This window comes from Streptomyces sp. NPDC039430 (assembly GCF_055639435.1).
In genome coordinates this window covers 288,729-313,695 of the sequence record NZ_JBVKAK010000002.1, presented here as the reverse complement: position 1 = coordinate 313,695, position 24,967 = coordinate 288,729, and the positions used below count along the sequence as shown (strand labels likewise).

Here is a 24,967-nt window from a genome sequence, read left to right as displayed (position 1 = left end):
TCGCCTCCGCCTCCTTCCGGATGTGCTGTTGATGGTGAGAAGCCCCGCCCCGGCCGGGAATGCGCGGGACTTCGCGCGGTGTGCTGGAGTCCCGGACGTGGTCCGCCGGTCAGTCGTCGGCTGGTGTCACCACAGGACAGGGCCGTCGGCTTCGAGGAAGGCGCCGGTGGGGCCGTCGGGGCCGGTGGTGGCCATGCGGACGATGAATTCGGCGCACTCTTCGGCGCTCTGGGTACCGCGCGGGTTGAAATCGGTGGCGATGCTTCCTGGGTGGACCGCGTTGATCCGCATCTGAGGGAAGGCGTTGGCGTACTGGACGGTGATCATGTTGACGGCGCTCTTGGACGAGCAGTAGGCGACCATCGGGAAGGTCGCTTCGAGGCTGGTGGGGTCGCTGCAACGGGTGAGGGAGCCGCCGGTGCTGCTGACGTTCACGATGACGGGGTTGCTGCCGGTCTCCAGGAGCGGCAGGAAGGCGTGGGTGACGCGGACGAGGCCGAAGACGTTGGTCGCGTAGACCGTCTCCATATCGGCGGCGGTGATCTCGGCGGGTGGATTCCAGGTACCGGAGATACCGGCGTTGTTGACCAGGACGTCGAGCGTTCCGGCTTCCTCGCGTACCAGCTTCGCCGCGGCCTGGACCGATTCCTCGTCGGTGACATCGAGTTGTATCGCGTGGGCGCCGATGGGCTCCGCGACTTCCTGTCCTTGCTTCAGGTCGCGTGCGCCGAGGTAGACGGTGTGTCCGGCCCGGGCGAGCTGGCGGGCGGTCTCCAGACCGAGTCCGCGGGTGGCTCCGGTGATCAGTGTGGTGGTCATGGGCTGTGAGGCACCGGACCCTCCTCATTCCGGGGGTCCTCGCGCCTCGGCCTCCTTCCAAAGGTGTGGCGCATGGTCGTGCCATGCGCGTTCTTACGGTGTGCTCAGGGCGATGAGCCGCTGCCTGCTCTCCGCGTCGGAGGCGGGCATGACCACGAGGGACTGGTCGCGTTCCTGGGCAACGGTGAGGACCTGCCAGTCCAGCCGGATCTCGCCGGCCATCGGATGCAGGATCCGCTTGCTGCCGAAACTCCTGCCGGTAACCCGGTGGGCGGCCCACCAGTGCTGGAACTCCGAGTCCGCGGTGCCGAGCTGTTCCACCAGTTCGTCGAGACGGGGATCGCTCGGGTGGCGGCCGGCGTCGAGCCGCAGATAGGCCACGCATTCACCCGCCGACAGATGCCAGTCCGGAAGCCGCTCGCGCATGCCCGGGTCGAGGAACGTCAGCCAGAGAAAGTTACGCCGCTCTTCGGGGACGGCGCCGAAATCACCCAGCAGCTCGGCCGCGAGAGGGTTCCAGGCCAGGATGTCCGTGAACCGGCCCAGGACCACGGCGGGCGTGGTGCCCAGATCGGCGAGCACGGCCCGTACCGGCCCCGGCACCACCTGCGGCCGGGTACGCCGGCGGCGCCCGGCCGGGGCGAAGTCGGCCAGCCGCCGCAGATAATCCCGCTGGTCGTCGTCGAGCAGCAGCGCGTGGGCGAGCCCGTCCAGGACACTCGCGGAGGGGGCGGGCAGCCGGCCCTGCTCCAGCCGGGTGTAGTAGTCCACGCTGATCCCGGCCCGGCCCGCCACCTCCTCCCGCCGCAGCCCCGCTACCTTCCGTGACTGCTCCTGCGCGGTCAGCCCGGCCTGCCGAGGAGAGACCTCGCCGCGGCGGGCCCGCAGGAAAGCAGCCAATTCACGACGATTGTCGGTGTTCGCACCCTTCACACATTCCACGGTGCCAGGCCCACCGCACGAACGGGAGAGTCACGATCTTCCTGGGAAGAAAATGACCCCCCAGGCGTGTGCCGACGCAAGGAAAGAAGGTCCGGACGGGCCGGGCGGCGGTCAGCTGCCGGCAGGGCGGGTCTTCTTCGTCCAGGTATCGGTGCGGGGGGCCTTTGCGGGTGAGGCGCCTTCACGGATCGTCTCGCGCGGATCACCACACTTCCGGCGCTTTCCCAGGGCGCTGGTGGCGACGGCGATGGCAGCGGGAAGAGTGGCCAGTGTGCCGGCCGCGGCGATCCAGTGGGTCACGACGAAGGCGACAGCGCCGGGGTGAAGGACTCTGGCCCGCGCACGGCGATCAGGAGAAGGATCGGGCATGCCATGGCCCACTTCACGGGGGACCGGTGGGGTCCCCGGATCCGGTCGCCGGCCGTACGCTTCCGTCCGGTGACGTCCGTCGCCGTTGCGTCGATCGTGGACGTCCGCCTGCCCTGGACCGGACACGTCATGGTCGCCTCCGACCTGCGCGGGCCGCGGGATGATCCCGCGGTGCGGGCGCGAGCACGGCCTCGCCGGGTCACGGCAAACTCTGCCGCCCCGGAGGCAAAGGCGCGTCCGCGGACAACCGACTGGTCGTGGCCATGAGGAGCGCGCGGGCCGGCGCCGGACCGTACGGCAGCCTGGGTGCACAAGGCGTACGCCATGTGTTCCCACGCGGTGCCCTGTACGTCCTTGTCGTCCTCGACGAACGTCTCCCGGCGGTGGTGGTTGTGGAGCGGCCACTGCCCGGCCTCAGTGACCACGTCACCCAGCCGCTTCATCTGAACCGACCCGTGCACACCCCCAGCCTCCCGGGCCACGTCCCGGTACGCCGGTGCGCCTTCTGGCCAGCCATCCGACGCACCACGCTGTGGCTTCCGCGACACCGTTGTGGTGAAAGAACCGGGGGTGGGACAGCAGCCCGGCAAGACCGAAGGCGATGCACCGGGAGTGCTCTCCACGTCCGCCCTTGTGACGCGGCAGGCAGTGCCCCGGAATCGCGCCGGCCAAGAAGTCGAGTGCCCGGCGCACTGGCTGCCCCGCGATGCCGGAGGCCCGCAGGATCGGCAGGACCTCGCTGGTATTGACGATCGTCGACACCGAGGTCAGCGTGAGACCTTATCCGCCGTCGTAGCCCTGGTTCCTCAGCAGAGTCCGTGCGGCCTCGCCCGCTCTTGCCTCGAACGCGGTGAGCCCGCCGCGCGACCTCTTCATGATGCGCCTCCGCAGCCAAGTCACGGATTACCCAGGACGGTCCGTACCCAACTTGGCTGCTGTGGACGCGTGTTCACACCTCGGCCGCGGCGCGCCGCGCCGCTCAGAGTTCGGTGCCGTCGGGGATGAGGTGGTCGTACTGCCCCGCCTTGACGGCCAGGATGTGGGCCAGCATCTCCTTGTCGGTGAACCGCAACGCACCGTCCAGGTCGCGGCGCTTGGTGTCGCCGAAGGCGACGCCGCCGTCGATCGGCATGATCTGAACGCAGCTGTCGCCGTTGGGGGCGCTGAATGAGGACTTCTCCCACTCGCCATTGAGCGGTGCCGCGTAGAGGCCATCCTTCGGATCGCTCATTGCAGTTCCTTCTCGATCTCTTCGATGCATCGGATGGTTGCTTCCTCGTTCAATGCGTGGGCAGCCGAGTCGGCGAACCTCCGGCGGGCACGCCGCACCTCGGCAGGATCGTCCTGGAGAGTGTCGCCGATTACCCGTTCCTGCGATACGACGCTGCGGTTGTCGGCGCCAGGGAAGTCGATGGTGGTGAACAGGGCTGCTGCGATGCTCGGGGCACCTGCGGAGAATGGGATCACTCGCAGAGTGACGTTCTGCTGCTGGGCACACGCCACCAGGTGCCGGAGCTGCGCACGCATGACCTCCGGTCCGCCGACAACAGCCCGGAGCGCGGACTCCAAGCACAGCGCGTCCACCATGAGCGGGTTTCTGCGAGTGAGGACTTCCTGCCGCCTCAGCCTCGCCTCGACGAACGTCTCACGGCGCTCCGTGCTCTCGTGCTTCTGACCGAAGGCGACGATCGCCTCGACGTATTCACGGGTCTGGAAGAGCCCCGGAACGTACGTTCCCGAGTGGAGCGAGATGCGTTCCGCGGCATCTTCGAGCGAGAGGTAACGGTACGAGTCCCCGCTGAACAGGGCCTGGATCTCGGGCCGTTCGTACCACGTGCGACCGTACGACCTGCCCTGCTCGATGGTGGCGACGATCCCGGCTCGTTCCTCGGGCGTCACCTTCAGAAGCTTGAGCAGCTTGGGGAGTTGTTCGTCCGTGGGGAACGCTCTGCCGCGCTCGATCTTGCCCACGGTGTACCGCGAGACGCCGAGCGCCTGCCCCACCGCCTCCTGCTGGAGACCAGCCTCCACGCGGAGACGCTGAAGCTCCTCGCGCCGGAGGCGCACCGCGTCAGCCGGTCAGCAGCAGCACGATCAGCAGGATCAGGCCCGCCGCCGCCGGCGCGATCACCTCGTACGCCCACCGCACCGTCGGCTCCCCCTGCGCCGAGGGCCGCGACTCCGCGCCGTCCGACAGTTCGCGCAGATCGGCGACCGTACGGTCCGCCTGAGCCATCCGGACCTCGGCCGCGCCCGCGCCCGAGCCCGCGCCCGAGCCCCCGGACCGGCCCCCGGACGCCCGGCCGGAGGCGCCCCGCACCTGCGTCCGGTTGGCGCGCTTGCGCTGGCGCAGCGAGACCGGGACCGCCCACAGCTGGTACTTCCCGCCGTCCTCCGTCAGCGCCTCGCAGGAGAACTGGGCCCGTACGGTCGAGACCGCGCCCCACGGCAGCGTGATCGTCCGGAACGGGTTCCTGATCCGCAGCCGGTCGGCGTTCGCGTAGACCGCCGGGCGCAGGCTGAACGCGATCACGAGCGGTACGAGGAACAGCATCGCGGCGAGCGCCAGCCATGGTGTGCCGCCCGTCCCGCGGAAGAGCGCGTCGCCGCCGATCCAGAGGGTGAGCGCGAGCAGCAGGCCGCCGCCGACCATCCCGCCGGACGACCGGAAGACGCGGTCGGCGTGGGTCGGCTCGGTGGGCTGCTCGGGACTCGTCATACGTCCGATTCTGCCGCATGGCCGGAACGCGCCTCCACGCCCCCGGCGGCAACCGGCGGCAACCGGCGGCCCACGACGGAAACGGCGGCCCACGACGGAAACCGGCGGCGACCAGCGAGCACCACCCGCGACGGTCACATCTCGGGAACGGCTCCCCCTCGCAACCCCCCACCCCCTGTACACGCCGCTACGCGCGTAGATATGCTCATCTGGTGACCATGCCCACCATTACCCCCGCATTCGCTGACGTGACCGCGTCCGACAGCACACTGCGCCGCTTCCTCCACGGGCTCCCCGGCGTCGACGCCGTCGGCCTGGAGGCACGCGCCGCGTCGCTCGGTACGCGCTCGATCAAGACCACCGCCAAGGCGTACGCCATCGATCTGGCCATCTCCATGATCGACCTGACGACGCTTGAGGGCGCGGACACCCCGGGCAAGGTCCGGGCGCTCGCCGCCAAGGCCCTCCGGCCCGATCCGACCGACCGTACGACGCCCGCCACCGCCGCGGTCTGCGTCTATCCGGACATGGCGGAGACGGCGGCCGCCGCGCTGGCCGGCTCGGGCGTCAAGGTCGCCTCCGTCGCCACCGCCTTCCCGGCCGGCCGCGCCTCGCTGGCCGTCAAGCTCGCGGACACGCGCGACGCCGTGGCCGCGGGCGCCGACGAGATCGACATGGTCATCGATCGCGGCGCGTTCCTCGCGGGTCACTACCTCAAGGTGTACGAGGAGATCCGCGCCGTGAAGGAGGCCGCGGGGGCCGCCCGGCTCAAGGTGATCTTCGAGACCGGTGAGCTGTCCACGTACGACAACATCCGCCGCGCCTCCTGGCTCGGCATGATCGCGGGCGCGGACTTCATCAAGACGTCGACGGGCAAGGTCGGGGTCAACGCCACCCCGGCCAACACCCTGCTGATGCTGGAGGCCGTACGCGACTTCCGCGCGCAGACCGGGGTGCAGATCGGCGTGAAGCCGGCGGGCGGCATCCGTACCAGCAAGGACGCGGTCAAGTTCCTGGTGCTGGTGAATGAGACCGTGGGCGAGGACTGGCTGGACAACCACTGGTTCCGGTTCGGCGCCTCCAGCCTGCTGAACGATCTGCTGATGCAGCGTCAGAAGCTCAGCACCGGCCGCTACTCCGGCCCCGACTACGTGACGGTGGACTGATCACCATGGCATCCGCACCCACATCCGCATCCGCATCTGGTTCCGGTTCCGCGCTCGGCTCCGCGTCCGCCTTCGCGTACGCTCCCGCGCCCGAATCCCGTGCGATCGTCGACATCGCGCCCTCCTACGGGCTCTTCATCGACGGCGAGTTCACCGAGGCGTCCGACGGCAAGGTCTTCAAGACCGTCAGCCCGTCCACCGAGGAGGTCCTCTCCGAGGTCGCCCAGGCCGGCGCCGACGACATCGACCGCGCGGTCAGGGCCGCCCGCAAGGCGTTCGAGAAGTGGTCCGCGCTGCCCGGCGCCGAGCGGGCCAAGTACCTGTTCCGTATCGCGCGGATCATCCAGGAGCGCTCGCGCGAGCTGGCCGTCCTGGAGACGCTCGACAACGGCAAGCCGATCAGGGAGACCCGCGACGCGGACCTCCCGCTGGTCGCCGCGCACTTCTTCTACTACGCGGGCTGGGCCGACAAGCTCGGCCATGCGGGGTTCGGCCGGAGGACGACAGACGGAGGAGGCGGGGCCGCACCGCGCCCGCTCGGTGTCGCCGGCCAGATCATCCCGTGGAACTTCCCGCTGCTCATGCTCGCGTGGAAGATCGCCCCGGCGCTGGCGACCGGCAACACGGTCGTTCTGAAGCCCGCCGAGACGACCCCGCTCTCCGCGCTCTTCTTCGCGGACATCTGCCGTCAGGCCGGGCTCCCCAAGGGCGTCGTGAACATCGTGACCGGTGACGGCGGCACGGGCGCCGCGCTCGTCTCGCACCCGGGCATCGACAAGGTCGCCTTCACCGGCTCGACCGCCGTCGGCAAGGCCATCGCGCGCGAGATCGCCGGTACGGGAAAGAGGGCCACGCTCGAACTGGGCGGCAAGGGCGCGAACATCGTCTTCGACGACGCCCCCATCGACCAGGCCGTCGAGGGCATCGTCACCGGCATCTTCTTCAACCAGGGCCAGGTCTGCTGCGCGGGCTCGCGACTGCTCGTACAGGAGTCCGTCCAGGACGAGCTGCTGGACTCGCTCAAGCGCCGGCTGGCCACGCTGCGCGTCGGCGATCCGCTGGACAAGAACACGGACCTCGGCGCGATCAACTCGGCCGAGCAGCTGGCCCGTATCACGGCGCTGGCCGACGCGGGCGAGGCGGAGGGCGCCGAGCGCTGGTCGCCCGCGTGCGAACTGCCCTCCTCCGGCTACTGGTTCGCGCCCACGGTCTTCACGAACGTCACGCAGGCGCACACCATCGCCCGCGACGAGATCTTCGGCCCGGTGCTGTCCGTGCTGACGTTCCGTACGCCCGAGGAGGCCGTGGCCAAGGCCAACAACACCCAGTACGGACTGTCGGCCGGCATCTGGACGGAGAAGGGCTCCCGCATCCTGGCGGTCGCGAGCAAGCTCCGGGCGGGTGTCGTCTGGGCCAATACGTTCAACAAGTTCGACCCGACCTCGCCGTTCGGCGGCTACAAGGAATCGGGGTACGGCCGCGAGGGCGGCCGCCACGGCCTGGAGGCGTACCTCAATGTCTGACTCGAAGTCCGATGTGACGCGACTGAGTGTCCTCAAGACCTACAAGCTGTACGTCGGGGGCAAGTTCCCCCGCAGCGAGAGCGGCCGGGTGTACGAAGTGACCGCAGCGACATCAGCCGCCGGCGCGGAGGGCAAGGGCACCTGGCTGGCCAACGCCCCCCTGTCGTCCCGCAAGGACGCCCGTGACGCGGTCGTCGCGGCGCGCAAGGCGTTCGGCGGCTGGTCGGGCGCGACGGCGTACAACCGGGGCCAGGTCCTCTACCGCGTCGCCGAGATGCTGGAGGGCCGCAGGGGCCAGTTCGCACGGGAGGTCGCGGACGCCGAGGGCCTGTCGAAGCCGAAGGCGGCCGTGGCCGTGGACGCGGCGATCGACCGGTGGGTCTGGTACGCGGGCTGGACGGACAAGATCAGCCAGGTGGTGGGCGGCGCGAACCCGGTCGCGGGGCCGTTCTTCAACCTCTCCACCCCCGAGCCGGCCGGGGTCGTGACCGTACTGGCGCCGCAGGACTCCTCGTTCCTCGGCCTGGTCTCGGTCATCGCGCCGGTGATCGCCACGGGCAACACCGCGGTCGTCGTCGCGAGCGAGAAGTCCCCGCTCCCGGCGCTCTCCCTCGGTGAGGTGCTGGCCACCTCCGACGTCCCGGGCGGCGTGGTCAACATCCTCTCCGGCAGGACCGCCGAGATCGCGGCCCCGCTCGCCGCGCACCAGGACGTCAACGGGATCGACCTGACCGGCGCGGACGAGGCCCTCGCCAAGGAGCTGGAGGTCGCGGCGGCGGACAATCTGAAGCGGGTGCTGCGCCCGGAGGGCGCGGGCCGTACCGACTGGTCGGCGGATCCCGGTACCCGCCGGCTGACGGCCTTCCTGGAGACGAAGACGGTCTGGCATCCCACGGGCAGCCTCGGCGCGTCGGGCTCGTCCTACTGAGCCGTCGCACGATGGCCCCGTCTTCCCCCACTTCGGGGAAAACGGGGCCGTCGACACCCCGTCACCCCGTCAGCAGGCCCGTCGCCGTGCCCAGCACCGGGCCGAGCACCGGCACGTCCTTGAGCGCCGCGCCCTCGGTCACCGGGGCGGTCAGCGGGGCGGTGGACACCGGCTTGAAGTCGGCGATCTGGGTGCCCACCGCGTTGTCCAGGGGATCCACGCCCGTCTTGGCCAGCGGATAGAGCTTCAGATCCGTGAGCGGGCCCAGCACATAGCCGACGGAGCCGGTCAGGGCCTGGCCCGCCGCCATGTAGGACTCGGAGAGCTGCTCGCCGGAGTCCGTCGCGGGCGTGGGGGCGGCGGGATCCGCCGCCTGGGCCGCCGTACCGCCGAGGCCGAGGACCACACTCGCCGCGGTGACGGTCAGACCGGCGCGGAGCAGAGTGCGCCGGGGAGAGAAGGAAGCTGCGTGACGTGCCATGGATTTTCCCGCCTGGCGTGATCGATGAGTAATCGGACTGACACGCAGAGTAGTTGAGGCGGGGGTGTCGATACCAATAAACCCGCCAAACCAGCCGAACCCGACGCCCCTATCCCGCCCGATCGGTCCCCGGGGGGTTTCCTGAGCAGGTACATGCCTCACACTGGTGTCCCGTGAACTCCGCAACCCTTCCGACCCGAGTCGTGCTGCTCACGGGCCCCTCCGGCTCGGGAAAATCGTCCCTCGCCGCCCGCACCGGTCTGCCCGTGCTGCGCCTGGACGACTTCTACAAAGAGGGCGACGACCCCACGCTCCCGCTGGTGGCGGGCAGTTCGGACGTCGACTGGGACTCGGTGCGGTCCTGGGACGCGGACGCGGCGGTCGCGGCGGTCGTGGAGCTGTGCCGTACGGGACGTACGACCGTTCCCGTCTACTCGATCGCGACCAGCTCGCGCGTGGACACCGAGGCCCTCGACATCCGGCGCACGCCGGTGTTCCTCGCGGAGGGCATCTTCGCCGCCGATATCGTCGCGCGCTGTCAGGAGCTGGGCGTGCTGGCGGACGCGCTCTGTCTGCGCGGCCGTCCGTCGACGACGTTCCGGCGGCGGCTGCTGCGGGATCTGCGCGAAGGCCGGAAGTCGGTGGCGTTCCTGCTGCGGCGCGGCTGGCGGCTGATGCGGGCGGAGCGCGCGATCGTGGGGCGGCAGACGGCGCTGGGCGCGTATCCGTGCGCGAAGGCGGAGGCGCTGGGCCGGATCGCCGCGGCGGCTGCCGGGCAGTGCGTCAGGCCGCGTACCGAAAGGGCCGCGCGCACCACGAGGCCGGCGCATCCCGAGGCGTCGCCGACCGCGACCAGTCGCCCGTAGGCCCCGCGCGGAAGGCCCCGCGCCGGCGCGGGCACAGGGAAGCGGGACCGCACGAGCCCCCCAGGCCCGTGCGATCCCGCTTCCTGCCCTGTGTCCCCCCGGTATCCCCCGTGTACCCCCGTATCCCCTGATCCCCTGATCCCCCTGTGCTTCCCCCGTGCTTCCCCCCACAGCCTTCAGGCGACGAGCTCCCCGAAGGACTCTTCCTCGTCACGGCCGAAGCTGAGGACCTCGTCCTCGCGCATCCGGCGGAGCGACCGCCAGATGCTCGACTTCACCGTGCCGACACTGATGTCGAGGATCTCCGCGATCTCCGGGTCGGTGCGGCCCTCGTAGTAGCGCAGTACGAGCATCGTGCGCTGGAGTTCCGGCAGGCGGGAGAGCGCCTGCCAGAGCACCGCGCGCAGTTCCGTGCCGCGCATCGCGTCGGTGTCGCCCGCCGTCTCCGGCAGCTCCTCCGTCGGATACTCGTTGAGCTTGCGCCTGCGCCAGGCGCTGATGTGCAGATTGGTCATGGTGCGGCGCAGATAGCCGCCGACGGCGGCCTTGTCGCTGATCCTGTCCCACGCCCGGTAGGTCGAGAAGAGGGCGCTCTGCAGCAGATCCTCGGCCTCGAACCGGTCGCCGGTCAGGTGGTAGGCCGTCGCGTACAGGGAGGCGCGGCGCTCCTGGACGTACGCGGTGAACGCCGCTTCGGCGTCCGCCCGCTCCGTCAGGACCGTCCGTTCCCCCGTGGCCTCCCCGTACGCGGCGGCCCTGTTTCCCCCGTTGCCCGGATGTCCCCCGTTGCCCGCACGGTCCGAGCGTTCCGTGCGGTCCGCGTCAACCACCGTCATGTACGACGGCTTGTGCTGACGCCCGGCGCCGCGAACGCACCCCCGCCCGTTCACGGCGCCGGACTTCTCGCTGCTCCGCGTGACGTCATGAAGACGCGTGACCACTGCGCTTGAGGTCGTGCCGTGCAGTGCGTTCATCCCGCGCCCCCCGTCGGTGGAGTCTGGTTCGTTCCGTGTGCCAATGAGCTTGCCGGGGCAGTTTCATGGCCCTGTCCGCCGTCTGTCACAGCCCTGTCACAGGGGACTTCGTGGCTTGTGAAACGCGTGGGGAATGAGTGGGGAGCGCACCGGCGGTCGAACTCCGGTCCCCCCATGGGACAGAATGACCTCCGTGCCTTTCCTGTTGCTGATCGAGGACGACGACGCCATCCGCACGGCCCTCGAACTCTCGCTGTCACGCCAGGGCCACCGTGTGGCCACCGCGGCGACGGGAGAGGACGGCCTGAAACTGCTGCGGGAGCAGCGGCCGGATCTGATCGTGCTGGACGTGATGCTGCCCGGGATCGACGGCTTCGAGGTGTGCCGGCGCATCCGGCGCACCGACCAGCTGCCGATCATCCTGCTGACCGCGCGCAGCGATGACATCGATGTGGTGGTCGGTCTGGAGTCCGGGGCCGACGACTATGTGGTGAAGCCTGTCCAGGGACGGGTGCTCGACGCCCGGATCCGCGCGGTGCTGCGGCGCGGCGAGCGTGAGTCCACGGACTCCGCGACGTTCGGCAGCCTGGTGATCGACCGTTCCGCGATGACGGTCACCAAGAACGGCGAGGACCTCCAGCTCACGCCGACCGAGCTGCGGCTGCTGCTCGAACTGAGCCGCCGGCCCGGCCAGGCGCTGTCCCGGCAGCAGTTGCTGCGGCTGGTGTGGGAGCACGACTACCTCGGTGACTCGCGGCTGGTGGACGCGTGTGTGCAGCGGCTGCGCGCGAAGGTGGAGGACGTGCCGTCCTCGCCGACCCTGATCCGTACGGTGCGCGGCGTGGGATACCGGCTGGACGCGCCTTCGTGACCGACGTGCCCAGGAGGCGCGGGCCGGACGGCGGCCCGCCGGAGAACGACGCGCGTGGCGCGCGCGGCACCCGCGAGGTGTCCGCCGCGCAGGACGCGTACGGCGCACAGGACGCGTACGGCGCGCATCTCGGTGAGGGCATCGACCCGTACCGGCGCCCGCGCCGCCGCGCGGGCGGTGAGGCGAGGGCCGGCGCGGCGAAGAGGGCGCTTCTGGCGGGGCTCCGCTGGACCAGTCTGCGGCTGCGGCTCGTGGTCGTCTTCGCGGCCGTCGCACTGACCGCCGCCGTCTCCGCCTCGGGCATCGCGTACTGGCTCAACCGCGAGGCCGTACTGACCAGGACCCAGGACTCGGCCCTGGAGGACTTCCAGCAGGAGATGCAGAACCGCGCCGCGGAGCTGCCCCTGCGGCCGACCCAGACGGAGTTGCAGAGCACGGCCGCCCTGATGGCGGGCGAGAGCCCCGGTTACAGCGTGCTGCTGATAGGCACGCGCGACGGCGGCAAGCCGATCGTGGGCGTCTCCGATCCGGACACCTTCACGATGGACGACGTACCGAAGTCCCTCCAGGACGCGGTGAACGACAAGCAGAAGGTCACGTCCGGGAACAAGTACCCGTACCACGTCTTCTGGCAGCGCGTGGAGCGCGGCGGCACGCCCTATCTGGTGGGCGGCACACGGATCATCGGCGGCGGGCCGACCGGGTATCTGTTCAAGTCGCTCGACCAGGAACGTACCGATCTCAACTCGCTCGCCTGGTCGCTGGGGATCGCCACGGCGCTCGCGCTCGTGGGCTCCGCCCTGCTGGCGCACGCCGCGGCGACGACCGTACTGAAGCCCGTGCAGCGGCTGGGCGAGGCGGCGCGGCAGCTCGGCGAGGGCAGGTTCGGCACCCGGCTGCGGGTGTCGGGCGGGGACGAACTGGCCGATCTCTCCCGTACGTTCAACAAGGCGGCGGAGTCGCTCCAGAAGAAGGTCGCGGACATGAGCGCGCGGGAGGAGTCCAGTCGCCGGTTCGTCGCCGACATGTCCCATGAGCTGCGCACCCCGCTGACCGCGCTGACCGCGGTGACGGAGGTCCTGGAGGAGGAGGCCGACAGCCTCGACCCGATGATCGCGCCCGCCGTGACGCTGGTGGTGAGCGAGACCCGCAGGCTCAACGTGCTGGTGGAGAATCTGATGGAGGTCACCCGCTTCGACGCGGGGACGGCCCGGCTCGTCCTGGACGATGTCGATGTCGCCGACCAGGTCACGGCCTGTATCGACGCACGGGCCTGGCTGGACGCGGTGGATCTGGACGCCGAGCGCGGCATCATGGCGCGGCTCGATCCGCGCCGGCTCGATGTGATCATGGCGAATCTGATCGGCAACGCCCTCAAGCACGGGGGCTCGCCGGTGCGGGTGGCGGTGCGTACGGAGGACGACTGGCTGGTCATCGAGGTACGGGACCACGGTCCCGGTATCCCCGAGGACGTCCTGCCGCATGTCTTCGACCGCTTCTACAAGGCGAGCGCCTCCCGGCCTCGCTCCGAGGGCAGCGGGCTCGGGCTGTCGATCGCCCAGGAGAACGCGCATATCCACGGCGGTGACATCACCGCGGCCAATGTGCCGGACGGCGGCGCGATGTTCGTACTGCGGCTGCCCCGGGACGGCGCGGACGGCGCGGAGGCCGCGGAGCGTGACCGCGACCGGGATCCGGGAGAGGAAGGCGGCGCCCCGTGACGCGCTGGAGCGGGATGACGGGGAGCGGCGCGAGCCGGACGTCCGGGGCGGACCGGCCGCGGCGCGGGGGCCGTACGCGGCGGGGCGGCGTGGTCGCCTTCGGGCGGCTCGCGGGGGTGGTCGCGCTCGCCGCGCTCGCCGCGGGGTGCGGCATCAGGACCACCTCGGTACCGGTGGACGCGGGCCCCGCGCCGTCCCGGAAGCCGTGCGAGATCTCCGGGAAGGACGTCATCACCCAGGCGCGGCCGGGCGTTCCCGCGCGGATCTATCTGGTCTGCGCCTCCGGGCTCGCGTCGGTGGAGCGTGCGGCGCGGATCCAGCAGGGCAAGGGCCCCGACGACCGGGTACGGATCGCGCAGGGGCTGCTGGACGAGCTTCAGGCGCAGCCGTCCGCCGATGAGCGGGAGGCGGGGTTCAGCACGGCCGTACGCGGGCCGCTGGTCATCTCGTCGTCGCGCGAAGGCGACCCCGCCGGGGCGCTGCGGCTCAGCCGTCAGCCGGAGGATCTGCCCACGACGGCGTTGGCGCAGATCGTCTGTACGTTCGCGGAGAGCGAGGCGACGGACGGGCAGGTCGTGCTGGGCGGGCCCGGTGACTATCCGGCGCGCGCCTATGGCTGCACCCGGGCGACGAAGGCCCAGCCGGACGCGCCGGTGCCGACGCTCGGCCCGGTCTCGACGGCGTCCTCGGCGGCGTCCTCCGCTCCGTCGGGCCGGTAGGGCCTCTCGTCCGGATCGTGGCGGACCGGGGCAGGCGCGGGCCGGACGGGTGATACCCGTCTCACGGCGCCCTTCTTCCACCGGGGGCGGAACCGTTCCCGCCGGACACCGCGTCTTGGCTTGCGTGCGTCAAGGTCCGGGCGGCAGTGCCGTCATCCGCTTCCGTATGGCGGGGTTCGTTCTCCTCCTGCTGCATTTGATGCTGGTGGGATGGCTGACGCTCCGCCCGTTGGACGTCATGTGGGTGAACGCGGCCAATCTGACGCCCTTCGCGGGCATCAAGGCCGATCTGACGCTGGGGCCCGTCCAGGCCGCCCGGCGCATCGGCGAGGGGCTTCTGCTGCTGGCACCGCTGGGTGTGCTGCTCCCGATGGTCGACGGCCGCCTCTTCGTCTCCGGGTGGGCCTCGATGGCCCGTACGGTCACGGCCGGCGCGATGATCTCGCTCGGGATCGAGCTGCTCCAGACCGGGGTGCCGGGCCGGGTGGTGGACGTCGACTCGCTGCTGCTCAACACGACGGGGGTGGCCCTGGCGCATCTGCTGGTGGTCCCGGCCGGAAGGGCGCGGCTGCGCCGCGCGCGTCGTTCCCGTACGGGCCCACGCCGCGTCCCCCGTATCCCGCCCCTTTCACGCCTTTCACGCCTCTCACGCGTCTCACGCGTCCCCCGCGGGTCGCACCCGGGCAGCCGTGAGAATGAGACGGACACCGTCACGCGGGATGAGGCGCTTCAGGGAACGACCCCGACGATTCCCAGGGTCGGCATCGCTCCGTAGAGCGACGCTCAGGCCCCGGCTCCCGGCGCACCATGGAGACATCGGGGAGCACGACGAGAGAGGCTCCCGAACGGTCTCGCGAAGGAGCCCATCATGGCCAGTCTGGTCCGCCCTCGACACGGACGGATGCTCGGTGGAGTGTGCGCGGCGCTGGCCCGGCGCTTCGGTACGTCCACGAACACGATGCGGGTGATCTTCCTCGTCTCGTGTCTGCTGCCCGGCCCGCAGTTCCTGCTCTATCTGGCGCTGTGGCTGCTGCTGCCGGACGAGAAGACCGCCACGACCGCCTGGTAGCCGACAGCGGACAGGCGCCCGTACACATGACGGTGGGGCGTACACCCGGATCCGGGTGTACGCCCCACCGCTGTGTGCGCGCGTGCTCAGCCGCCGAGCGGGATCCCGTTGACCGGCAGTCCCTTGCCCAGGCCGTTCACCGGCAGCCCGCCCACCAGCTGCTGGACGGGGTTGGCCGTCTTCACGGCGTCGATCGCGTACGGGGCGGTCGTCTGGACGGTGCTCAGGGCCAGCCCGGTCGCCGTCAGCACGTCCGGAAGGGGCGCGGGGAGCTGGCCGGCGAGGTCCCCCACCGGCAGCGTCTTGGTGACGAGGTCCAGCGCGGCGCCGGCCTGGGGGGCGGCGGGCGCGGCGGCCGCGCTGCCCGCGGCGGTGGCGGCGAAGGCGGCACCGAGGGCGACGGTGCCGAGCGTCTTGATGGCGGACTGCTTCATCTGGAATGTCGTCCTTGCGGAAGGTGAGGTGACGGAAAAAGAGGGGGAAGGAAAGGGAAGGGGAATGGCGAAAATGGGGGGAATTGCGAGCGGCTCTCCAAACTAGCCAGCCGCGCGCCTGCCCCGCAAACACCCGGAAGCGGCCGGGATTCCGTGTTCCCGGCCGCTTCCCCATCCCGGCGATCACCTCACCGGCGGTAAGAACTAGCTGGTCACAGCGGTCTGCCTGAACAGCCATTCGGACTTCAGCTCGGCATATCCCGGCTTGATCACGTCATTGATCATGGCGAGTCGTTCATCGAAAGGAATGAATGCTGATTTCATCGCATTGACTGTGAACCACTGCATGTCGTCGAGTGTGTAATCGAAGGCGTCGACCAGCAGCTCGAATTCCCGGCTCATGCTCGTGCCGCTCATCAGCCGGTTGTCGGTGTTCACCGTCGCCCTGAAGTGCAGCTTGCGGAGCAGCCCGATGGGGTGCTCCGCGATCGAGGCGGCGGCGCCCGTCTGGAGGTTGGAGCTGGGGCACATCTCCAGCGGGACGCGCTTGTCGCGTACGTACGCGGCGAGCCGGCCCAGCTTCACCGAGGCGTCCTCGGCGACCTCGATGTCGTCGATGATGCGCACGCCATGGCCGAGCCGGTCGGCGCCGCACCACTGGAGCGCCTGCCAGATCGAGGGCAGCCCGAAGGCCTCGCCCGCGTGGATGGTGAAGTGGTTGTTCTCGCGCTTCAGATACTCGAAGGCGTCGAGGTGGCGGGTGGGCGGGAAGCCCGCCTCCGCGCCCGCGATGTCGAAGCCGACGACCCCCGAGTCGCGGTAGCGGTTGGCGAGTTCGGCGATCTCCAGCGCGCGGGCCGCGTGCCGCATGGCGGTGAGCAGAGCGCCGACGCGGATGCGGTGGCCGTCGGCCTGCGCGCGCCGCTCGCCTTCCCTGAAGCCGTCGTTGACGGCCTCCACGACCTCTTCGAGGGTGAGCCCGCGCTCCAGGTGCTGCTCGGGCGCGTACCGCACCTCGGCGTAGACGACACCGTCCCGCGCCAGGTCCTCCGCGCACTCCGCCGCGACCCGGAAGAGCGCCTCACGGGTCTGCATGACGGCGCAGGTGTGGGCGAAGGTCTCCAGATAGCGTTCCAGCGAACCGGAGTCGGCGGCCTCGCGGAACCAGAGGCCGAGTTTGTCGGACTCCTGCTCGGGCAGGTTCTCGTAGCCGGTCTCACGTGCGAGATCGATGATCGTGCCGGGACGGAGTCCGCCGTCCAGGTGGTCATGGAGGAGGGCTTTGGGGGCGCGGCGGATCTGGTCGGCACTGGGCGGACGGTAGGTCTGGCTCGTCATCTCCGCACTCTAACGCCTACGCGCGTAGAGCGTAGGGGGTCGATATGTAACAGTGACCGGGCGGACGGGTGGAGTACACCTCTCCTTCTGAGACTGTTCTGCTATGGGACAGCAAGCGGTTCCCGGGCCGGGGGGACGTACGGCAGGCCGGGACGGTTCGGCGCGCGCGGGTCGCGCGGAGCCACGGGCACGGTTGGGCCGGGCGTTCGGCGCATGCGTCGCGGGGGCGGCGGTGGGGGGCGTGATCCTGGTGCTTCCCGAGGGCGAGCCCGTCTCCGACCGGCGCCCCTCCCCCGTCGCGTACGCGCGGATGCTGCCCCTCCTCCGCCACCTCGCCAGGGCCGGCGCGGCCGAGGGACTGGTCGCGCACGCGGTGCACTACGGCGGACGCGGCTGGAACGGCGCGCGGGCGCGGCTGGCGGCGGACGCCGAGTGGGCGGCCGACGAGGTCGTACGGCGCTACGGCGATGTGCCGGTGTGCCTGGCGGGGCACGGAATGGGCGGCCGGGCCGCACTGCACGCGGCCGGGCACCGCGCCGTCAACTCCGTGCTCGCGATGGCCCCTTGGCTGCCGGAGGACGACCGGGCCGCCGAGCCGGAGCCCGTACGGCAACTGACGGACCGTCAAGTCCTCATCATGCACGGCACCACCGACGCGCGCACCGACCCCGAGCTGTCCTACCGGCTGGCCGAGCGCGCCAAGAAGGTCAACCGGGACACCTGCCGCTTCGAGGTCCACTCCGACGGGCACGCGCTGCGCCAGCACCACCAGGAAGTCCTGGCGCTGGCCGCGGACTTCGTCCTGGGCGCGCTGCTGCCGCGCACATACTCCCGGCCGGTCGCGGACGCGCTGGCGGCGCCGCCGCCGCTGGGGCTGCGGATGCCGCTGGCGGCCGGGTTCGGGCGGTCGCTGCGGCCGTGAGCCGTGCCTCCCGGCCGCCGGGGCCTGTCCTCACAGTGGCGCCGTCCGCCCGGGGGGGGGCGGGCCCGGCGGCGCCCGCCGCGCACGCTCGCCGAGGCCCGTGGGCCGGTGGATACCAGAACCGAGCATCGGGCGGATGTGGCCTCCGGGCGCCACGGGGTCCCGGCCGGCGCGCAACCGGCTCTGGCGGGTTCCGCCGCCCGATGCGATCATGCGCTTCATGCCGAATGCCGCTTTTCCCTCGGATCCTTCCCGTCTCTCGCGCCGTGGTCTTATCGCCACCCTCGGCACCGCCGTGGCCCTCCCGCTCGTCGCGCCCCACACCGTCTCGTACGCCCGTACTCCCGGCGTGACCCCCGCAGCCGCCGCGGCCGTCGCCGGGACGGCGGGCGGCTCCCTCACCGGAGTCACCATCGCCGGCAACGACGCCTCCGCGTACGCGTCGTTGAGCCTCGGCACGCTGACCGCCGTTCCGCTGACCGGCACACCGGGCCAGCTCTCCGTACGTCACGGCGACACCGAGGTCGCCCTGTTGACCACGGGGGCACGGACCGTACGTCTGCCCGGCCCGGAGCGGACGTTCGTGGAGAACAAGAAACCGTTCACGGACGACTTCGGCCGGGAGAGACCCGCCGACTGGGGCAACTCGCCCGCAGGCGGCTCCTGGTCGACCGTCAACGGCGCCGATACCGACTACACCGTCCAGCCAGGGGCCGGGACGATCGTCCTGAGCAGCGCGAACCTCAGCCGGCACGCGACGCTCCTCGATGACATGATCACGGATGTCGACGTCCGCGTGGACGGCTCCTTCGATCGGGTACCCGCGGGCGCGGCCCTGTCGTTCGCCCTGTCCTTCGGTTACCGGGACACCAAGAACCACTGCCGGGCCCGGGTCGTCCTCAACCCCGGCGGCACCGCGGAGCTGCGGATCGAACGCGAACAGGCCGACACGACCACGCTGCTGACCCCCGCCGTCGCGCTCCCGAGTTCCTCCGGCACCGTCCCGTGGTCGATCCGCGTACGCCGCACCGGCGACCTTGTCGAGGTACGCGCCTGGCAGACCGCCGGAGCCGAGCCCACCGCGTGGACGGCCAAGGTGACCGACTCCGTGTTCCGCCAGGGGCGCGTCGGGGTACGCGCACTCGCGTCCACGGGCAGCACCAACCTCCCCGTACGCTTGCGCGTCACCCGTTTCCGCGTCTGCGAAGGACGTTGGGCCGTCGCGCCGGCCGTGACGCACCGGGAGTGGATACGTCTTCTGCCCGAACCCTTCGACGGCGTGTGGACCACAGCCCTCGAACGGACCATACGGGGCTGGGCGGGGTCGACCGCTCCGGACGTCCTCGCGTACGCCTTCATGTTCGTCTCGGGCGCTCCTGAGGTCCGCTCGGTCGCACTCGGCGGTGCGCGGGTGCTCGGCGAGGCCGGTTACGGGCCGACGGAGGCCGACGGCACGCTGAGCGAAGGCGCGGACTTCCACGAGTACATGGGCCTGCCCTGGACCTTCCCGGTCGGCGGTACCAACCCCGCCCCGGAGGACGACAGTTGGCACGACAACCTGGACTGCTCCGGATACATCCGGATGGTGTACGGCCACCACAGCGGCGTCCCTCTTGCCGCGGGTGACGATCCCACCAGGAGCGCACTGCCCCGCCGTTCCCACGATCAGTCGCTCCGCTCGCCGGGCGTCACTCTCGCGCGGGCCGTTGGCCAACCACCCGCCACCTCCCAACTCCTCCCCGGCGACCTGCTGTTCTTCGACGCCGAAGCGTCCGAGAGCGGGGAGATCGACCACGTCGGGATCTACCTGGGCACCGACCACGCCGACCGCCGCCGCTTCCTCTCCAGCCGCAAGACCCCCGACGGCCCCACCATGGCCGACCTCGGCGGCCCCTCCACTCTCGACGGGGACGGTCTGTACGCCCGTACCCTCCGCACGGTCCATCGCATCTGAACCACAACGGTCCTGCCGCCAGGCCGTTTCGTCCTGATCGCGCACGGCACCACCGACGCGCGCACCGACCCCGAGCTGTCCTACCGGCCGGCCGTCGGGTCCGGTGGCCGGGGCTCCTCGGCCGTCGGGGGGTCTCAGCGCTCCCCGCGGTCGAGGGCGGCGATCTCGCGTACGGATTCGGCGATGGCCGGGGAGTCCTTGCGCAGGATCGCCCCGTGGTTGCTCGCGACCTTCGCACCGACCCGGATGTTCGCGTTGCGCGCGGTCACCGCGTCGAGGCCGGCGCGTATCCGCTCCTGCTCGTCACCGCGGCTTCCGAGGGACGTTCCCGAAGCGACGACGTACCGCACCGGGACGGTGATGTCGTCCAGCACGGGGCCCAGTTCGCGGGCGCGGGAGAGCCTGCCGAGTTCGATGTTGCTGTCGGCCTGCTGTTCCGCGGTCATCCGGGGCACCAGGCCCGTCGGACGCAGCAGCGGTGTGAACCAGCCCAACCGCCGGAACAGCTTCCGGATCCGCAGCTCCATGGCGTCGTCCAGCCAGTCGTGCGGGAACGCGCCGTCGACCAGGACCGCGCCCACGGTACGGTCCGGATTCCGGTGCGCCCAGTGCGCCGCGACGACCGCCCCGTAGGACCAGCCCACCACCAGCGCCCGGTCCACACCCCTGGCCGCGAGAACGGCGTCGACGTCCCGGACGGCGGCCTCGAAGGAATAGTCCGCGGACCGCTTCGATCTCCTGCCGCGGGCCCGCTCGTCGTAGGTGATGTGCCGCCACCCCGGGCCCAGTTGGGCGAGGGTACGCCGCCAGTACCCCTGAGTCGCGAACTGGCCGTTGAGGTAGAGCACGGGGATGCCGGGACCGCCGGTGTCGGTGACGGCGAGGGCCGTGTCATCGACCGGCACCATGCCGGTCCACTTCGAGCCGGCCGAGGACGTGCTGTTCTTCGTCATGAGTTCCACCTGATCGCTTTGGAGGTTCTGGGTGACGGGGGGCTGGAGTGACCGGAGGTCTTGGTTGCGGCGGATGACCCTTACCGCTTCAGAGGCCGCGGGCGGTGATGTCGCCGTGGTCGGTGGTCGCGCGGATGGTCAGGGCGGCCGCGGCGCCCTCCGTGTTCTTCAGCGTGTTGTGGATCCGGCCGTAGCCGGTGCCGGCGTCCAGGGAGGCGGAGACACCGTGGGCGGCGCCGATCGTCACGTCGCCCGTCCGGGTGCGCAGCACGACCGTGCCCGAGGTGGCCTCGGCGATGCGGATGTCGCCCTTCTCGGTGCTGATGTCCGCGGGGCCCGTCAGGCGGCCGACCATGACATCACCGGCCTGGGCGGCCACGCGTACGCTCGCGGCCTCGTCGATCTTGACCGCGCCGTACACGCCCTGGCCGTACAGGCCCTCGCCGACGACGGCGCCGAGCCGGCCGACGCCCCGGAACTCGGCGCCGGCCGCCTTCGCCTCGACGCTCGAACCGGCGGGCAACTGGACCGTCACCTCGATGGATCCGGAGGCGCCGAGCATCCGGTTCTTCTCCGCCGGGGCCGTGATCCGCAGGACGCCGTCGCCGAATTCGACCGTGGTCCGTTCGGCCGCGGTCACGTCGCGGCCCTTGGCGGCGTCGGCGGGGAGGACCTCGACGGTGGTGTCGGCCCGGTCGGCGGCGATGATCTGGACGCGCCCGGCGGGGATGTCCTGGACGACGGAGATCGCGGCGGGGGTGTCGAACTTCCGCATCATGTTCTCCTCGTGAGCTCATTGTTTCTGACAACAGAAACGCTACGTTGCGTTCGAGAAACACGCAACGAGTTCGTTGCGCACGAGAGGCATCACAGCAGGTAAACAGCCACTTTTCATTGCAACGGAGGTAAATCTAATGCAACGACAGATACCTCTATCGTTGCATTGAGGTGAAGGCGAACGCTACGCTGGCGGCGTCAGGGAAGCACGAAGGGAGATCGCGGTGCCGGGAGGCAGACTCACCCAGCAGGAACGTCAGCAGATCGCACTGGGGCTGGCCGACGGCCTCGCCTACGCGGAGATCGCCCGACGCCTCGACCGCCCCACCTCGACGGTCACGCGTGAGGTGATGCGCAACGGCGGCCCCACCGCCTACCGCGCCGACGTGGCCCACCGCGCCACCGAACACCGCGCCCGCCGGCGCAAGCACACCCCGCCCCGCGGGCCGGGAGCGCCGGCGGGCGCTCCCGGGCGCGACGACGAGGCCCTGCGCGCGTACGAGGAGGCGTTCACCACCCTCCTGATGCAACAGGGCCTGCCCAAGATGATGGCCCGGGTGCTGACCTGCCTCTTCGTCACCGACGCGGGCAGCCTCACCGCGTCGGAACTCGTCCGGCGCCTCCAGGTCAGCCCGGCGTCCGTCTCCAAGGCGGTCGCGTTCCTCGAAGGCCAGGGCCTCATCCGCAGGGAACGCGACGAGCGCCGCCGCGAGCGCTACTTCGTCGACGACAACGTCTGGTACCAGTCGACGATCGCCGGTGCCCGTGGGATCGCCCAGGTCGCCGAGATCGCACGGCAGGGCGTCGGCGTCCTCGGCGCCGGCACCCCGGCCGCCGCGCGCCTGGAGAACATCGCCCGGTTCAGCGACTTCATCAGCGAGAGCATCTTCCGCGCGGCGGAGCAGGTGCGCGACCTCCTCCACACGAAGCCCGAGGCCGGATAGACAGCGGTTGTGGTGATCACGCCGGGTCAGTCCGGCAGCAGCTGTCCGCGCCGGGAGAGCAGGAAGCGTTTGAAGGCCGCGACGGGCGGGGTGTCCGGGTGGCCGTCGAGCCACGCGACACCGATCTCGCGGGCCGCGCGGGGCGCCGTGACGGTCAGCTCGGCCACCCCGGGGCGGGCCACGGCGGGCGGCGGCAGCAGCGCGACGCCCAGGCCCGCCGCCACCAGCCCGCGCAGCGTCTCGGCCTCCTCGCCCTCGAACGCGACGCGCGGCCGGAAGCCCGCCTCGGCGCACAGGTCGTCGGTGATCCGGCGCAGCCCGTACCCCGGTTCGAGGGTGACGAACGTTTCGTCGGCGGCCTCGGCGAGGCGCACACGGCGGCGCCGGGCCAGCCGGTGGTCGTCGGGCACGACCAGCCGCAGCCGCTGTTCGTCCAGTCTGCGCGCGACCAGACCGGGGGCGTCGGGTACGGGCGAGGTGAGACAGAGGTCCAGCTCGCCCGCGCGCAGCCGCTCCAGCATCGCCTCGCCGTAGTTCTGGACGAGCTGGAACCGGACCCGCGGATGGTCGGCGCGGAAGGCCCTGATCAGCGCCGGTACGGTCTCCGAGCCCATGGTGTGCAGAAAGCCGAAGGCGACCTTGCCGGACGCCGGGTCGGCGTCGGCGCGTACGGACTCGGCGGCCCGCTCGACCTCCGCGAGGGCCCGTTCGACGGAGGTCAGGAACGTACGGCCCGCGGGGGTGAGGGAGACCGTACGGCCCTTACGGGCGAACAGGGCGACGCCCAGGTCCCGTTCGAGCCTGACCATCGCCCGCGAGAGCGTGGACTGCGGGACGGCCATGTCCTGGGCCGCGCGCGTCACATGCTCGTGGCGGGCCACTCCCGCGAAGTGGGCGAGCCGGGGCGCGAGGACCGCGGACCAGGAGTCGGGGTCCAGCCCGGCCACGGGCGCCGCGCGATCCGGGAGTCCCATGTGATCCATGTCGTGTTCGTAACTGTTCCGTGACAGCCGCCGCTGTGAGCTGGATTCATGCACCATGGGAACGATTATCGCCATTCCATGCATTGGACGCATGAAGATGCGGTGCCTACGTTCGAAGCATGCCTTCCGTCAGTACCGAGGCACCCGCCACCGCGGGTGCCGCCGCCGCGCCGTCCGCCGCCGCCGACACCACCGATTCGCTGCTCTCCCCCGGCCGCCCCGGCTACCGCCGGATGAGCCTCGCGCTCTTCGCCGCCGGGATCGCGACCTTCGCCCTCCTCTACTCCACCCAGGCCCTGCTGCCCGCCATCTCCGCCGGTCTCGGTGTGACGGCGAGCCAGGCCAGTTGGACGGTCTCGGCCGCGACGGGCGCCCTGGCGCTGTTCGTCCTGCCGCTGAGCGCGCTGTCCGAGCGGTTCGGCCGGCGCACGCTGATGAGCGTCTCGCTGGCGGTCGCGGTGGCCGTGGGACTGCTGGTGCCGTTCGCGCCGAACGTCGAGTGGCTGGTGGCGCTGCGCGCCGTACAGGGCGCGGCGCTGGCCGGTCTGCCCGCCTCGGCCATGGCGTTCCTGGCGGAGGAGGTACGGCCGAAGGCGCTGGTCGCCGCGATCGGACTGTTCGTCGCGGGCAACAGCGTCGGCGGCATGAGCGGCCGTATCCTCACCGGCTGGGTCGCCCAGCTGTGGGGCTGGCGGGCTGCGCTCGGCGCGGTCGGCCTGCTCGCGGTGGTGTGCGCGGTGGTGTTCCGCGTCCTGCTGCCGAAGGCACGCAACTTCACGTCGCGGTCACTGAGTCCGCGCGCGCTGGCGACGACCGTGGGCGGGCATCTGGCCGATCCGCTGCTGCGCCGGCTGTACGCGATAGGCGCGCTCTTCATGACGGTGTTCGGCGCGGTCTACACCGTGATCGGCTACCGGCTGGTGGAGGCGCCGTTCCAGCTCGCGCAGGGCGTCATCGGCTCGGTCTTCCTCGTCTATCTGGTCGGTACGGTCTCCTCGGCGGCGGCCGGACGGCTGGTCGAGCGGCTGGGCCGGCGCGGCGCGCTGTATCTGGCGGTGGGCACGACGGCGGCGGGTCTGCTGTTGTCGCTGGCGGACTCGCTGACCGCGGTGCTGCTCGGACTGGTGCTGATCACGGCGGGCTTCTTCGCGGGCCACGCGGTCGCCTCGTCGTCGGTGAGCCGTACGGCGAAGTCCGGCCGCGCGCAGGCGTCGGCGCTCTACCAGTCGGCGTACTACCTGGGCAGCAGCGCGGGCGGCACGCTGGGCGCGATCGCGTTCCACGCGGGCGGCTGGACGGCGACGGTCGCGCTGGGTCTGCTCGCGGTCCTCGGCGTCGTCTCCCTCACCCTGTACGGATCGCACGCGGCGCGCAGGGATCGGCGGCGGTCGCTCGCCGGGGCGCGTGCCGCCGGGACCCAGTCCGCCACGACCCCGTCCGCCGGGGCGCGCGCCCGGGAGCTCGTCAGCGACTGAGTCGCGCCATTCTGTCCCCT

The 24,967-nt window shown here is 71.1% G+C and carries 25 protein-coding genes; 13 read left to right on the top strand and 12 right to left on the bottom strand.

Annotation, left to right across the window (positions count from 1 at the left end):
* Positions 1-126: 126 nt before the first annotated feature.
* From ACZ7LS_RS06415 to ACZ7LS_RS06395, 5 genes are all read right to left on the bottom strand, one after another.
* Positions 127-819: an SDR family NAD(P)-dependent oxidoreductase gene (locus ACZ7LS_RS06415; protein ID WP_382526693.1), complete on the bottom strand. Its 693-nt coding sequence runs from the start codon at positions 817-819 to the stop codon at positions 127-129.
* Between the two features lie 93 nt (positions 820-912).
* A complete protein-coding gene (locus ACZ7LS_RS06410; RefSeq protein WP_385132031.1) occupies positions 913-1,719 on the bottom strand; it encodes a helix-turn-helix transcriptional regulator in 807 nt (268 codons plus the stop codon).
* Positions 1,720-3,109: 1,390 nt separating this feature from the next.
* Positions 3,110-3,361 carry a DUF397 domain-containing protein gene (locus ACZ7LS_RS06405; protein WP_382526702.1) on the bottom strand — a complete coding sequence of 84 codons (252 nt, stop codon included), beginning with the start codon at positions 3,359-3,361 and terminating at the stop codon, positions 3,110-3,112.
* Positions 3,358-4,197, bottom strand: coding sequence for a helix-turn-helix domain-containing protein (locus ACZ7LS_RS06400; protein ID WP_385132028.1), 840 nt, complete (start codon positions 4,195-4,197; stop codon positions 3,358-3,360). Before ACZ7LS_RS06400 ends, ACZ7LS_RS06405 begins: the two co-directional genes overlap by 4 nt.
* A gap of 4 nt (positions 4,198-4,201) precedes the next feature.
* Complete coding sequence (locus ACZ7LS_RS06395) at positions 4,202-4,849, bottom strand: PH domain-containing protein (RefSeq protein ID WP_382875815.1); 648 nt, start codon at positions 4,847-4,849, stop codon at positions 4,202-4,204.
* 218 nt (positions 4,850-5,067) lie between these two features.
* Between ACZ7LS_RS06395 and deoC the strand changes: the two genes are divergently transcribed.
* The 3 genes from deoC to ACZ7LS_RS06380 are packed head-to-tail and all read left to right on the top strand — an operon-like array spanning position 5,068 to position 8,466.
* The gene (deoC, locus tag ACZ7LS_RS06390) at positions 5,068-6,015 is read left to right on the top strand and encodes a deoxyribose-phosphate aldolase (protein WP_382526708.1); all 948 of its coding nucleotides are present in this window, start codon (positions 5,068-5,070) and stop codon (positions 6,013-6,015) included.
* A gap of 5 nt (positions 6,016-6,020) precedes the next feature.
* Positions 6,021-7,538: an aldehyde dehydrogenase family protein gene (locus tag ACZ7LS_RS06385; RefSeq protein WP_382669346.1), complete on the top strand. Its 1,518-nt coding sequence runs from the start codon at positions 6,021-6,023 to the stop codon at positions 7,536-7,538.
* A complete protein-coding gene (locus ACZ7LS_RS06380; protein ID WP_382669343.1) occupies positions 7,531-8,466 on the top strand; it encodes an aldehyde dehydrogenase family protein in 936 nt (311 codons plus the stop codon). The genes ACZ7LS_RS06385 and ACZ7LS_RS06380 overlap by 8 nt, the downstream gene beginning before the upstream one ends.
* 61 nt (positions 8,467-8,527) lie before the next feature.
* On the opposite strand, the gene ACZ7LS_RS06375 is transcribed toward ACZ7LS_RS06380, so the two are convergent.
* On the bottom strand, positions 8,528-8,947 hold the full coding sequence (locus ACZ7LS_RS06375) for a hypothetical protein (protein ID WP_382526717.1): 420 nt from the start codon (positions 8,945-8,947) through the stop codon (positions 8,528-8,530).
* Positions 8,948-9,120: 173 nt separating this feature from the next.
* Between ACZ7LS_RS06375 and ACZ7LS_RS06370 the strand changes: the two genes are divergently transcribed.
* Positions 9,121-9,813 (top strand): hypothetical protein, encoded by a 693-nt coding sequence (locus ACZ7LS_RS06370; protein ID WP_382526719.1) that lies wholly within the window; start codon positions 9,121-9,123, stop codon positions 9,811-9,813.
* 176 nt (positions 9,814-9,989) lie between these two features.
* On the opposite strand, the gene ACZ7LS_RS06365 is transcribed toward ACZ7LS_RS06370, so the two are convergent.
* On the bottom strand, positions 9,990-10,787 hold the full coding sequence (locus ACZ7LS_RS06365) for a SigE family RNA polymerase sigma factor (protein WP_382875809.1): 798 nt from the start codon (positions 10,785-10,787) through the stop codon (positions 9,990-9,992).
* Between the two features lie 193 nt (positions 10,788-10,980).
* Between ACZ7LS_RS06365 and afsQ1 the strand changes: the two genes are divergently transcribed.
* From afsQ1 to ACZ7LS_RS06340, 5 genes are all read left to right on the top strand, one after another.
* Complete coding sequence (gene afsQ1, locus ACZ7LS_RS06360; protein ID WP_173476453.1) at positions 10,981-11,658, top strand: two-component system response regulator AfsQ1; 678 nt, start codon at positions 10,981-10,983, stop codon at positions 11,656-11,658.
* A complete protein-coding gene (locus tag ACZ7LS_RS06355) occupies positions 11,655-13,379 on the top strand; it encodes an ATP-binding protein (RefSeq protein WP_382669334.1) in 1,725 nt (574 codons plus the stop codon). Before afsQ1 ends, ACZ7LS_RS06355 begins: the two co-directional genes overlap by 4 nt.
* Positions 13,380-13,393: 14 nt before the next feature.
* Complete coding sequence (locus ACZ7LS_RS06350; RefSeq protein WP_385132196.1) at positions 13,394-14,098, top strand: hypothetical protein; 705 nt, start codon at positions 13,394-13,396, stop codon at positions 14,096-14,098.
* Positions 14,099-14,264: 166 nt separating this feature from the next.
* Positions 14,265-14,873, top strand: coding sequence for a VanZ family protein (locus ACZ7LS_RS06345; RefSeq protein WP_385132021.1), 609 nt, complete (start codon positions 14,265-14,267; stop codon positions 14,871-14,873).
* A 93-nt stretch (positions 14,874-14,966) separates the two neighbouring features.
* Positions 14,967-15,167 (top strand): PspC domain-containing protein, encoded by a 201-nt coding sequence (locus ACZ7LS_RS06340; RefSeq protein ID WP_382531028.1) that lies wholly within the window; start codon positions 14,967-14,969, stop codon positions 15,165-15,167.
* An 86-nt stretch (positions 15,168-15,253) separates the two neighbouring features.
* On the opposite strand, the gene ACZ7LS_RS06335 is transcribed toward ACZ7LS_RS06340, so the two are convergent.
* Both ACZ7LS_RS06335 and ACZ7LS_RS06330 read right to left on the bottom strand, forming a co-directional pair.
* A complete protein-coding gene (locus ACZ7LS_RS06335) occupies positions 15,254-15,601 on the bottom strand; it encodes an ATP-binding protein (RefSeq protein ID WP_382520708.1) in 348 nt (115 codons plus the stop codon).
* Between the two features lie 204 nt (positions 15,602-15,805).
* Positions 15,806-16,939 carry an adenosine deaminase gene (locus ACZ7LS_RS06330; protein ID WP_382520707.1) on the bottom strand — a complete coding sequence of 378 codons (1,134 nt, stop codon included), beginning with the start codon at positions 16,937-16,939 and terminating at the stop codon, positions 15,806-15,808.
* A gap of 241 nt (positions 16,940-17,180) precedes the next feature.
* Here ACZ7LS_RS06330 and ACZ7LS_RS06325 point away from each other — a divergent pair, with 241 nt between their 5' ends.
* Both ACZ7LS_RS06325 and ACZ7LS_RS06320 read left to right on the top strand, forming a co-directional pair.
* On the top strand, positions 17,181-17,861 hold the full coding sequence (locus ACZ7LS_RS06325) for an alpha/beta hydrolase (RefSeq protein ID WP_382520705.1): 681 nt from the start codon (positions 17,181-17,183) through the stop codon (positions 17,859-17,861).
* A 220-nt stretch (positions 17,862-18,081) separates the two neighbouring features.
* Positions 18,082-19,815 carry a C40 family peptidase gene (locus tag ACZ7LS_RS06320; protein ID WP_385132017.1) on the top strand — a complete coding sequence of 578 codons (1,734 nt, stop codon included), beginning with the start codon at positions 18,082-18,084 and terminating at the stop codon, positions 19,813-19,815.
* 134 nt (positions 19,816-19,949) lie between these two features.
* On the opposite strand, the gene ACZ7LS_RS06315 is transcribed toward ACZ7LS_RS06320, so the two are convergent.
* Entirely contained in the window at positions 19,950-20,768 is an 819-nt protein-coding gene (locus tag ACZ7LS_RS06315) for an alpha/beta hydrolase (protein ID WP_385132014.1), read from the bottom strand.
* An 88-nt stretch (positions 20,769-20,856) separates the two neighbouring features.
* A complete protein-coding gene (locus tag ACZ7LS_RS06310; RefSeq protein WP_385132193.1) occupies positions 20,857-21,543 on the bottom strand; it encodes a DUF4097 family beta strand repeat-containing protein in 687 nt (228 codons plus the stop codon).
* A 226-nt stretch (positions 21,544-21,769) separates the two neighbouring features.
* Here ACZ7LS_RS06310 and ACZ7LS_RS06305 point away from each other — a divergent pair, with 226 nt between their 5' ends.
* A complete protein-coding gene (locus ACZ7LS_RS06305; protein ID WP_382520699.1) occupies positions 21,770-22,489 on the top strand; it encodes a GbsR/MarR family transcriptional regulator in 720 nt (239 codons plus the stop codon).
* Between the two features lie 26 nt (positions 22,490-22,515).
* Here ACZ7LS_RS06305 and ACZ7LS_RS06300 read toward each other — a convergent pair whose 3' ends face one another.
* On the bottom strand, positions 22,516-23,529 hold the full coding sequence (locus ACZ7LS_RS06300; RefSeq protein WP_382520697.1) for a LysR family transcriptional regulator: 1,014 nt from the start codon (positions 23,527-23,529) through the stop codon (positions 22,516-22,518).
* 62 nt (positions 23,530-23,591) lie between these two features.
* Between ACZ7LS_RS06300 and ACZ7LS_RS06295 the strand changes: the two genes are divergently transcribed.
* Entirely contained in the window at positions 23,592-24,947 is a 1,356-nt protein-coding gene (locus ACZ7LS_RS06295) for an MFS transporter (protein WP_385132011.1), read from the top strand.
* Positions 24,948-24,967: the final 20 nt, after the last annotated feature.

Coding starts and splice junctions, on each gene's coding strand:
- ACZ7LS_RS06415 (WP_382526693.1), bottom strand. CDS start 819: ATGACCACCACACTGATCACCGGAGCCACCCGCGGACTCGGTCTGGAG.
- ACZ7LS_RS06405 (WP_382526702.1), bottom strand. CDS start 3,361: ATGAGCGATCCGAAGGATGGCCTCTACGCGGCACCGCTCAATGGCGAG.
- ACZ7LS_RS06395 (WP_382875815.1), bottom strand. CDS start 4,849: ATGACGAGTCCCGAGCAGCCCACCGAGCCGACCCACGCCGACCGCGTC.
- deoC (WP_382526708.1), top strand. CDS start 5,068: ATGCCCACCATTACCCCCGCATTCGCTGACGTGACCGCGTCCGACAGC.
- ACZ7LS_RS06385 (WP_382669346.1), top strand. CDS start 6,021: ATGGCATCCGCACCCACATCCGCATCCGCATCTGGTTCCGGTTCCGCG.
- ACZ7LS_RS06380 (WP_382669343.1), top strand. CDS start 7,531: ATGTCTGACTCGAAGTCCGATGTGACGCGACTGAGTGTCCTCAAGACC.
- ACZ7LS_RS06375 (WP_382526717.1), bottom strand. CDS start 8,947: ATGGCACGTCACGCAGCTTCCTTCTCTCCCCGGCGCACTCTGCTCCGC.
- ACZ7LS_RS06365 (WP_382875809.1), bottom strand. CDS start 10,787: ATGAACGCACTGCACGGCACGACCTCAAGCGCAGTGGTCACGCGTCTT.
- ACZ7LS_RS06350 (WP_385132196.1), top strand. CDS start 13,394: ATGACGGGGAGCGGCGCGAGCCGGACGTCCGGGGCGGACCGGCCGCGG.
- ACZ7LS_RS06345 (WP_385132021.1), top strand. CDS start 14,265: ATGGCGGGGTTCGTTCTCCTCCTGCTGCATTTGATGCTGGTGGGATGG.
- ACZ7LS_RS06340 (WP_382531028.1), top strand. CDS start 14,967: ATGGCCAGTCTGGTCCGCCCTCGACACGGACGGATGCTCGGTGGAGTG.
- ACZ7LS_RS06335 (WP_382520708.1), bottom strand. CDS start 15,601: ATGAAGCAGTCCGCCATCAAGACGCTCGGCACCGTCGCCCTCGGTGCC.
- ACZ7LS_RS06330 (WP_382520707.1), bottom strand. CDS start 16,939: ATGACGAGCCAGACCTACCGTCCGCCCAGTGCCGACCAGATCCGCCGC.
- ACZ7LS_RS06320 (WP_385132017.1), top strand. CDS start 18,082: ATGCCGAATGCCGCTTTTCCCTCGGATCCTTCCCGTCTCTCGCGCCGT.
- ACZ7LS_RS06315 (WP_385132014.1), bottom strand. CDS start 20,768: ATGACGAAGAACAGCACGTCCTCGGCCGGCTCGAAGTGGACCGGCATG.
- ACZ7LS_RS06310 (WP_385132193.1), bottom strand. CDS start 21,543: ATGCGGAAGTTCGACACCCCCGCCGCGATCTCCGTCGTCCAGGACATC.
- ACZ7LS_RS06300 (WP_382520697.1), bottom strand. CDS start 23,529: ATGGTGCATGAATCCAGCTCACAGCGGCGGCTGTCACGGAACAGTTAC.
- ACZ7LS_RS06295 (WP_385132011.1), top strand. CDS start 23,592: ATGCCTTCCGTCAGTACCGAGGCACCCGCCACCGCGGGTGCCGCCGCC.